General features: G+C 62.0%; 9 protein-coding genes. 3 read left to right on the top strand and 6 right to left on the bottom strand.

From position 1 onward, the window contains the following. Window positions 1-141 precede the first annotated feature (141 nt). From FHT70_RS28690 to FHT70_RS28665, 6 genes are all read right to left on the bottom strand, one after another. Window positions 142-729, bottom strand: coding sequence for a DUF2585 domain-containing protein (locus tag FHT70_RS28690; RefSeq protein ID WP_183706519.1), 588 nt, complete (start codon window positions 727-729; stop codon window positions 142-144). Next, entirely contained in the window at window positions 726-1,370 is a 645-nt protein-coding gene (locus tag FHT70_RS28685) for a septation protein A (RefSeq protein ID WP_097598205.1), read from the bottom strand. The genes FHT70_RS28690 and FHT70_RS28685 overlap by 4 nt, the downstream gene beginning before the upstream one ends. 78 nt (window positions 1,371-1,448) lie before the next feature. Continuing rightward, entirely contained in the window at window positions 1,449-2,996 is a 1,548-nt protein-coding gene (ftsY, locus tag FHT70_RS28680) for a signal recognition particle-docking protein FtsY (protein WP_183706517.1), read from the bottom strand. Window positions 2,997-3,012: 16 nt separating this feature from the next. After that, window positions 3,013-4,284, bottom strand: a complete 1,272-nt coding sequence (gene mtaB / locus FHT70_RS28675; RefSeq protein ID WP_183706515.1) for a tRNA (N(6)-L-threonylcarbamoyladenosine(37)-C(2))-methylthiotransferase MtaB — start codon at window positions 4,282-4,284, stop codon at window positions 3,013-3,015. Further along, window positions 4,281-5,186, bottom strand: coding sequence for a diaminopimelate epimerase (gene dapF / locus FHT70_RS28670; RefSeq protein WP_183706513.1), 906 nt, complete (start codon window positions 5,184-5,186; stop codon window positions 4,281-4,283). Before dapF ends, mtaB begins: the two co-directional genes overlap by 4 nt. 112 nt (window positions 5,187-5,298) lie before the next feature. Then, window positions 5,299-5,523, bottom strand: a complete 225-nt coding sequence (locus FHT70_RS28665) for a hypothetical protein (protein WP_064805530.1) — start codon at window positions 5,521-5,523, stop codon at window positions 5,299-5,301. A 398-nt stretch (window positions 5,524-5,921) separates the two neighbouring features. Here FHT70_RS28665 and ffh point away from each other — a divergent pair, with 398 nt between their 5' ends. Genes ffh through rpsP form a run of 3 tightly spaced genes read left to right on the top strand, consistent with a single transcriptional unit; the run spans window position 5,922 to window position 8,259 of the window. After that, the gene (gene ffh, locus FHT70_RS28660) at window positions 5,922-7,502 is read left to right on the top strand and encodes a signal recognition particle protein (protein ID WP_097598209.1); all 1,581 of its coding nucleotides are present in this window, start codon (window positions 5,922-5,924) and stop codon (window positions 7,500-7,502) included. 16 nt (window positions 7,503-7,518) lie between these two features. Beyond that, on the top strand, window positions 7,519-7,839 hold the full coding sequence (locus tag FHT70_RS28655) for a chorismate mutase (protein ID WP_085779768.1): 321 nt from the start codon (window positions 7,519-7,521) through the stop codon (window positions 7,837-7,839). Window positions 7,840-7,887: 48 nt separating this feature from the next. Continuing rightward, the gene (rpsP, locus tag FHT70_RS28650; protein ID WP_097598210.1) at window positions 7,888-8,259 is read left to right on the top strand and encodes a 30S ribosomal protein S16; all 372 of its coding nucleotides are present in this window, start codon (window positions 7,888-7,890) and stop codon (window positions 8,257-8,259) included. Window positions 8,260-8,317 lie beyond the last annotated feature (58 nt).

Raw genomic sequence — 8,317 nt, 5'->3', positions numbered from 1 at the left:
TGGATGCTGGCCTCCATTCCAGCATCCAGCATGAATCACAAATCTGCTGATTTGGGAATCCAGAACCGATTCCGATAAGCAATGATCCGCTCTAGCGAGGCGGTGCCCCAGTGGGGGAGGGTTGGGGGGACTTTCTTGACCCTAAACTCCGCCCTGCCAGACCTTGATCGCCTCGACTGGCCAGATCAGCATCAGCACGTTGAGTGTCAGGTTGTCGCGGATCATATAGCCCGTGAAAATCTCGAAGAAGATGGCGACCGCGACCGTCAGCGCCACCGGCGCGCGCCAGGCGAAGAAGAAGCCGAGGCACATGAAGACGGTGTCCATTGCCGAATTGAGGATGCTGTCGCCGTAATAATCGAGCGCGATCGTCGCCGTGCGGTAGCGGTCGATGATGAGAGGCGAGTTTTCCAGCAGTTCCCAGCCGGACTCGATCACGAGCGCCAGGAGCAGACGCGCCATCAGCGGCTTGCGGCGCAGGAGCAGAAAGCTCAGTCCGTAAAACAGGAGCCCGTGGATGATGTGCGACGGCGTGTACCAGTCCGACAGATGTTGCGAATTGCCGCTGGTATTGACCCCGCCCTCCCACAGCTTGACATAGCCGCAGGCGCAGATCGGCACGCGGCCCATCAGATGTTCGGCGATGATCTGGGCGACCAGGACCGCGAGGCACGCGACGAACCAGAAGGTCTGATGCCTGACCCGATAGTCGGCGTCTGCAGCGCTCACTTTTCGCCGTCCGTTTCGGGATTGAGGCTATGCTTCAGCACCAGCGGCATCTGCGCCAGCGTGAAGATGATGGTGATCGGCATCGTGCCCCAGACCTTGAACGCGACCCAGGTATCGTCGGAAAAATTGCGCCAGACGACTTCGTTCAGCACGGCGAGGAACAGAAAGAAGATGCCCCAACGGATGGTGAGTTTGCGCCAGCCTTCGGCATCGAGCTGGAAGGCGGCGTTGAAGACATAGCCGAGCAGCGACCGGCCAAAGGCGAGCCCGCCGAGCAGCGCCACCCCGAAGAGCGTGTTGACGATGGTCGGCTTCATCTTGATGAAGGTCTCGTTCTGCAGCCAGATCGACAGCGAGCCGAAGATGACGACGACGATGCCGGAGACGAAGGGCATGATCGGCAGATGGCCGAGCACGATCTTCGAAACCACAAGCGAAATCACCGTCGCCGCCATGAAAAGCCCGGTGGCGACGAATAGCGGCCCGCCCAGTTCGGAAAGGGCAGGAAATTTTTCGACCAGCCATTGGCCACGCAGATTGGCGAAGAAGAAGATCATCAGCGGCCCGAGTTCCAGCGCCAGTTTCAGCATCGGATGATGGCGGTCGGCCGCGGACGGGGTGATATCGCTTTCGGTGGTCATGCGTTCGTCGAACCTGCTATTCCTGAAAACCTGTTTCCCGACCGTGCCTTGCAGGCTTTCGGCGGCATATCTGTGGCATCATTGCCCCAGCCCGGCAATGGCATGGGCAAAATCCTCGGCCTCGAACGGCTCCAGATCGTCGACACCCTCGCCGATGCCGATGAAATAGACCGGCAGCTTGTGCTTGGCGGAGATCGCGACGAGAATGCCGCCGCGCGCCGTGCCGTCGAGCTTGGTCATGATCAACCCGTTGACGCCGGCGACATTGCGGAAGATCTCGACCTGGCTCAGCGCATTCTGCCCCGTCGTGGCATCGAGCGTCTGCAGCACGGTGTGCGGCGCGTCGGGATCAAGCTTGCCGAGCACACGCACGATCTTCTCAAGTTCGGCCATCAGCTCGGCCTTGTTCTGCAGGCGGCCGGCGGTATCGACGATCAGCACGTCGCATTTTTTTGCCTTGGCCTGTTCAAAGGCGTCGTAGGCAAGACCGGCTGCATCGGCGCCGAGCTTGGTGCCGATGAATTCGGAATTGGTCCGCTCGGCCCAGATCTTAAGCTGCTCGATCGCCGCCGCGCGGAAGGTATCGCCGGCGGCGAGCATCACCTTCAGCCCGGCACCAGAGAGCTTCGCCGCGAGCTTGCCGATCGTCGTCGTCTTGCCGGTGCCGTTGACGCCGACGACGAGGATAACATGCGGCTTGTGCGAAAGATCGAGCTGTAGAGGCTTGGCGACCGGCTTCAGAACCTTGGCGATTTCCGACGCCATGATCCGGCTGACATCCTCGCCGGTCACATCTTTGCCGTAGCGATCGGAAGCGAGCGTATCGGTGACGCGCAGCGCCGTCTCGACGCCGAGATCGGCCTGGATCAGCAGGTCTTCGAGATCCTGCAGGGTCTCGTCGTCGAGCTTGCGCTTGGTGAAGAGCGCGGTGATCTGGCCGGTGAGCTGCGAGGACGTACGCGCAAGCCCGTTGCGCAGGCGCTGGAACCAGCTGAGTCTGGGTTGCGGGGCAACGGGTTCGGGTTCGGCGACCTTCGGGCCGGTAGCGAAGCCTTTGGGAAGGATGGGAGTGCTGGTCGCCGATTCCGCCGTGGGGCTACCCCCCTCTGCGCTGCCGGGCACCTTCCCAACAAGGGGGGAGATCGGTTGAACAGAGGCGTCCAGCACCTCATCGATCTCAGGTAGAATTTCATCTACAGGCGCTTCTGCGACTTCTTCGGTCCCTTCGATCGAAGCCGGCGCATCAGACTCCAAATGATCTCCCCCCTTGTGGGGGAGATGTCCCGAAGGGACAGAGGGGGGTGCTTCCGCAGCACTCTCGGCACTCACCTCCGCTTCCGCCTCGGCTTCCAGCAGCGACAGCGGCACGACGCCCATATCTCTGAGCTGGTCCGGAGCCGGCAGGATCGCTGGCTCGGCATCGTCACGCTCTTCCTCGGCATCCTGCACGACATCCGCAGCCGGTCCGCCGGCGGTATCCATCTCCTCGGGAAGAACAGGATCATCCGCGATCGGCAGGTCTTCGTCGCGCGAACGCTGCTCGAGCTCCCTTTCCACAGCCTCAGGCACGGGTTCTTCAGCCGGCTTGCCGAAGGTGAAGACCTTTTTGATGAAACTGAGCGCCATGGGGATTCCGTGAAAGTCAGGCCGCTGCGGCCGTCAATTGCATGTCGAGAAGCTTGCCATTGTGGCCGGTGATCGTGACCGGCACAAGTTCGCCGGGACGAAGGCCGGCGGCTGTGACCAGCGTGAAGTTTTCCGTATGCGCCAGGCCGTTGTTTTCGACAAGCAGCCACTGCCGGGTTCCTACCATGCCATCGAGGTGGGATTGATGCAGCCTATGTCCCGTGGCGCGCAGCCGTGCGGCGCGGTCCTTGACCAGCGACCGGTCGTGCTGCGGCATGCGGGCGGCCGGCGTGCCGGGACGCGGGCTGTAGGGGAAAACATGCAGGTGCGCGATATCAGCTTCTTCAGCGAACCGGACCGCAGTGGCGAACATCTCTTCCGTTTCCGTTGGGAAACCTGCGATCATATCGGCGCCGAAGCTCATCTCCGGGCGAAGGCGGCGCGCATCCTCGATGAAACGCAGCGCGTCGGCGCGAGAATGCCGCCTCTTCATCCGCTTCAGGATCATGTCGTCGCCATGCTGCAGCGACAGATGCAGATGCGGCATGAAGCGAGGCTCGTCGGCGATCAGGTCCATCAGATGGGCATCGGCCTCGATGCTGTCGATCGAGGATAGCCTCAGTCGACGGATCTCCGGGAGCTGTTTCAAAAGCGTCTTTGCCAGAAGCCCGAGCGTCGGCGCGCCCGGCAGATCGCCGCCATAGCTGGTGGCGTCGACCCCGGTCAGCACGATCTCGCGATACCCGCTGTCGACGAGCTTGCGGGCCTGGTCAACCACGGCGCCCATCGGCACCGAGCGGGAATTGCCGCGGCCATAGGGAATGATGCAGAAGGTGCAGCGATGGTCGCAGCCGTTCTGGACCTGGATGAAGGCACGAACATGACCGTCGATGTGCCTGACCATCTGCGGCGCCGTCGCCTTGACGCTCATGATATCGTTGACGCGGAGCTTCTCCTCGGCCGAAACACCGAAATCCGGCAGGCTGCGATAGGAGGCGCTCGAAAGCTTCTCCTCGTTGCCGAGCACCGCATCGACCTCCGCCATCTCGGCGAAGGTCTGTTTTTCCGTCTGCGCGGCGCAGCCGGTGACGATGATGCGGGCATGTGGATTGTCGCGCCGCGCCCGGCGGATCGCCTGGCGGGCCTGACGCACGGCTTCGCCGGTGACGGCGCAAGTATTGACCAGGATGGCGTTGTTGAGCCCGGCCTTCTCGGCCTGCGCCTTCATCACTTCGGATTCATATGTGTTGAGGCGGCAGCCGAAGGTAATGACCTCGACGCCGCTCACTGCGCCCCCGCCTCTTGGGTACCATCGCGCGACCAGAGACCTGTCGACGGATCGAGTCGGCCCGACCATTCCCATTCGGCCGGACCGGTCATGATGACGTGATCGTCGCGCTCGCGCCATTCGATCGAAAGCACGGCTGGCGGCTTGGCGCTCGCCACATTGATCGTCACCTTGCGGCCGGTGCGGCCGGTACGTGCGGCGCTGACAGCAGCGGAACAGGCGGCCGAGCCGCAGGCGAGCGTCAATCCCGCGCCGCGCTCCCAAGTGCGTGTCGTCACGGATGTCGGCGACGTCACCTGCGCCAGGGTGATATTGGCGCGCTCGGGAAACATCGGATGATTTTCGAGCAGCGGCCCGAAGCGGGCGAGATCATAGGACATTACGTCCTTATTCACCCAGAAGATCGCATGCGGATTTCCCATCGACATGGCGGAAGGCGAATGCAGCACCGGATTGTCGATCGGGCCGATCTGCAGCTCGATACGGCTGGTGTCGTGAAATTCTTCCGCCAGCGGGATCCTGTCCCAATCGAAAACCGGCTTTCCCATATCGACGGAGATCGTCCCGTCCTCGTGCTCGACGGCATTGAGGATCCCGGCGACCGTCTGGAAGGTGAAGGCCTTCCGACCGGTCTCTGCGGCAAGCGCCTGCACGACGCAGCGGGTGCCGTTACCGCAGGCCTGCGCCTTCGAGCCATCGGAGTTCAGGATATCGATGAAGGCATCGGTGCCGCCGGCCTTTGGATCATGGATCGCCATGATCTGGTCGAACTTGGTCTCAGGATCGGCATTGAGCGCGACCGCCGCCGAGGGCGTCACCTTATCAGGCCGTCCGCGCATGTCGACGACCAGGATCTTGTTGCCAAGCCCGTTCATCCTCGCGAATTCGACCGTTGCGCTCATAATATCATTCCGTCCGTCTTTCCGCTGTATATGGCGGAAACGCGAGGGAATTACCAGTGGGTGAGTGCCATGCAGGCCTCGCAGCCGACTGAGCCTCCGGGCGGTCCGTCTTCTACCGCTGCCCGCCGTCGGCTTCGAAGGACGCCGCATGCGCCTCGACGATAGCGGCGGTGATGACCTTCCTCAGCTCGTAGACCAGCGAGCGGGACCGTTTGCGATCCAGATCCTGTGCCGCTTTTGCAAGACTAAGGCCTTCGTTGAGAACAATATGATGGGCCCGTGCCAGCGCCCAACTTTCAATATCAGCATTGATCATTCGATATCTCCGCCGGATCATCCGGCATCAAGGATATTCACGAATCATTTTACAGGACGCACTTAAGTAGAAAGTAGAATCACAAGCGGAATATTTTGCAACTGGCGTAAATAGCGTATTGGCCTGTAAGCGGCATTTAACTATCGGATCCATGTCCCACTGCCTCCGAAAAGCCGGTCATGCGTCCATCGGCCCGCATTCGCCTTGACTTTCCCGCCGCTTTCCTGTTTATCGCGGCCAATCCGCGACGAGCCACATGACTCCGAGCCGCCGACCGGGACACCGAGATCCCGGAGGTCAACACCCGACAGCGCGATGCGCCCTCGGGTGCTTTTTGGCTTTGCGTCTTGTTTTCGTCAAGGAAAAGCACGACGTTTCCGGGCAGATCAACCCGCCCGAAACGTATCAAGGAAGAGCCGATGTTTGAAAACCTCCAGGACCGTCTTGGATCCATTCTGAATGGACTGACAGGCCGTGGCGCGCTTTCGGAAGCCGATGTTTCTGCAGCGCTGCGCGAGGTTCGCCGCGCGTTGCTGGAGGCCGACGTCGCACTCGACGTCGTGCGCTCCTTCACTGACCGCGTGCGTGAAAAGGCAGTCGGCGCCGAGATCCTGAAGTCGATCAAACCCGGCCAAATGGTCGTCAAGATCGTGCATGACGAGCTGATCGAGATGCTGGGCGGCGAAGGTGTCGGCATCGATCTGCATGCGCCGGCCCCCGTCGTGGTCATGATGGTCGGCCTGCAGGGCTCGGGCAAGACGACGACGACCGCCAAGATCGCCAATCGCCTGTCGACGCGCGATAAGAAGAAGGTGCTGATGGCGTCGCTCGACACGCGCCGTCCGGCCGCTCAGGAACAGCTTCGTCAGCTCGGCGCCCAGACCAATATCGACACGCTGCCGATCATCACGGGTCAGTCGCCGACCGATATCGCCGCCCGCGCCGTGCAGGCGGCCAAGCTCGGCGGCCACGACGTCGTCATCCTCGATACCGCCGGCCGCACCCATATCGACGAGCCCTTGATGGTCGAGATGGCCGACATCAAGAAGCGATCGAATCCGCATGAAATCCTGCTGGTCGCCGACAGCCTCACCGGTCAGGACGCCGTCAACCTCGCCCGCAACTTCGACGAACGCGTCGGCATCACCGGTCTCGTGCTGACCCGTATGGACGGCGACGGGCGCGGCGGTGCTGCCCTTTCGATGCGCGCCGTAACCGGCAAGCCGATCAAGCTGATCGGCGTCGGCGAGAAGATGAGCGAGCTCGAGGAATTCCATCCCCGCCGCATCGCCGACCGTATCCTCGGCATGGGCGACATCGTCTCGCTCGTCGAGCGCGCGGCCGAGAACATCGACGCCGAGAAGGCGGCCGCGATGGCCGCCAAGATGGCCAAGGGTAAGTTCGACCTCGATGACCTCGCCGACCAGCTGCGCCAGATGCAGAAGATGGGCGGCATGGGCGGCATCATGGGTATGATGCCCGGCATGGCCGGCATGAAGGACAAGATGGCCGCCGCCGGTCTGAACGACAAGCTTTTCGGCCGCCAGATCGCCATCATCCAGTCGATGACCAAGGCCGAGCGCGCCAATCCCGACTTGCTCAAGCATTCGCGCAAGAAGCGAATCGCGGCCGGCTCAGGCACCGATGCCGCCGACATCAACAAGCTTCTCAAGATGCACCGCCAGATGGCTGATATGATGAAGATGATGGGCGGCAAGGGCAAAGGCGGCCTGATGAAGCAGATGATGGGCGGCCTTGCGGGCAAGATGGGGCTGGGGGGCCTCGGCGGCATGGGCGGCATGCCCGATCTCTCGAATATCGATCCGAAGCAGCTGGAAGCCCTGCAGAAACAGGCGGAAGCGGCGGGTTTGGGAAAACCGGGTGGGGGTATGCCCGGTCTCGGCGGCTTGCCGGGTGGTTTGCCTGGCCTCGGCGGCGCCAAGCTGCCGGGTCTTGGCGGTGGTTTCCCGGGTTTGCCCGGATTGCCGAAGAAGAAGTGAAAGGATCGCTTGCCCCATGATTGATCCGGACGTCAAAGCCCAGCTCGGGAGCTATCGTCAGTCGATCGACAATATCGATGCCGCTCTCGTGCACATGCTGGCCGAACGCTTCCGCTGCACCAAAGAGGTCGGCGTGCTGAAGGCCAAATACAATCTGCCGCCGGCCGATCCGGCGCGCGAGGAATACCAGATCGAACGCCTTCGCCAACTGGCGAAAGCCGCCAATCTGGACCCGGATTTCGCCGAGAAGTTCTTGAACTTCGTCATCAAGGAAGTCATCCGGCATCATGAGCAGATCGCTGCGGACCACGCTGAACAGAACGCCGCAGCCCGATAACCATACCGCCTTACGAAGCGGTCTAGAAAAGCCTAAGGAGTAAAGAACATGGCACTGAAAATTCGTCTCGCCCGCGGTGGCTCCAAAAAGCGCCCGTATTACCACGTCGTTCTCGCCGATGCGCGCAGCCCGCGTGACGGCCGCTTCCTCGAAAATCTCGGCTCCTGGAACCCGATGCTCGCCAAGGATGACGAAAAGCGCGTTCAGCTGAACGCCGAGCGCATCAAGCATTGGCTCGACAACGGCGCTCAGCCGACTGACCGCGTCCTGCGCTTCCTCGACGAAGCCGGCGTTGCCAAGCGCGAAGCCAAGAACAACCCGATCAAGGCGAAGCCTGGCAAACGCGCCCAGGAACGCGCCGCCGAAAAGGCCCAGAAGATCGCCGACGCCGCAGCAGCTGCTGCTGACGCCGCGGAATAATCCGGACATCCCCTTTTCGAGCGGGCGGCATGGCGACATGCCGCCCGTTTTCGTTTCC

The sequence above is a fragment of the Rhizobium sp. BK049 genome (assembly GCF_014193135.1).
GTDB lineage: Bacteria > Pseudomonadota > Alphaproteobacteria > Rhizobiales > Rhizobiaceae > Rhizobium.
Note: the sequence above shows the minus strand (reverse complement) of the source record. Positions and strands in the feature narration are given on the sequence as shown.

Coding starts and splice junctions, on each gene's coding strand:
- FHT70_RS28685 (WP_097598205.1), bottom strand. CDS start 1,370: ATGACCACCGAAAGCGATATCACCCCGTCCGCGGCCGACCGCCATCAT.
- ftsY (WP_183706517.1), bottom strand. CDS start 2,996: ATGGCGCTCAGTTTCATCAAAAAGGTCTTCACCTTCGGCAAGCCGGCT.
- dapF (WP_183706513.1), bottom strand. CDS start 5,186: ATGAGCGCAACGGTCGAATTCGCGAGGATGAACGGGCTTGGCAACAAG.
- FHT70_RS28665 (WP_064805530.1), bottom strand. CDS start 5,523: ATGATCCGGCGGAGATATCGAATGATCAATGCTGATATTGAAAGTTGG.
- ffh (WP_097598209.1), top strand. CDS start 5,922: ATGTTTGAAAACCTCCAGGACCGTCTTGGATCCATTCTGAATGGACTG.
- FHT70_RS28655 (WP_085779768.1), top strand. CDS start 7,519: ATGATTGATCCGGACGTCAAAGCCCAGCTCGGGAGCTATCGTCAGTCG.
- rpsP (WP_097598210.1), top strand. CDS start 7,888: ATGGCACTGAAAATTCGTCTCGCCCGCGGTGGCTCCAAAAAGCGCCCG.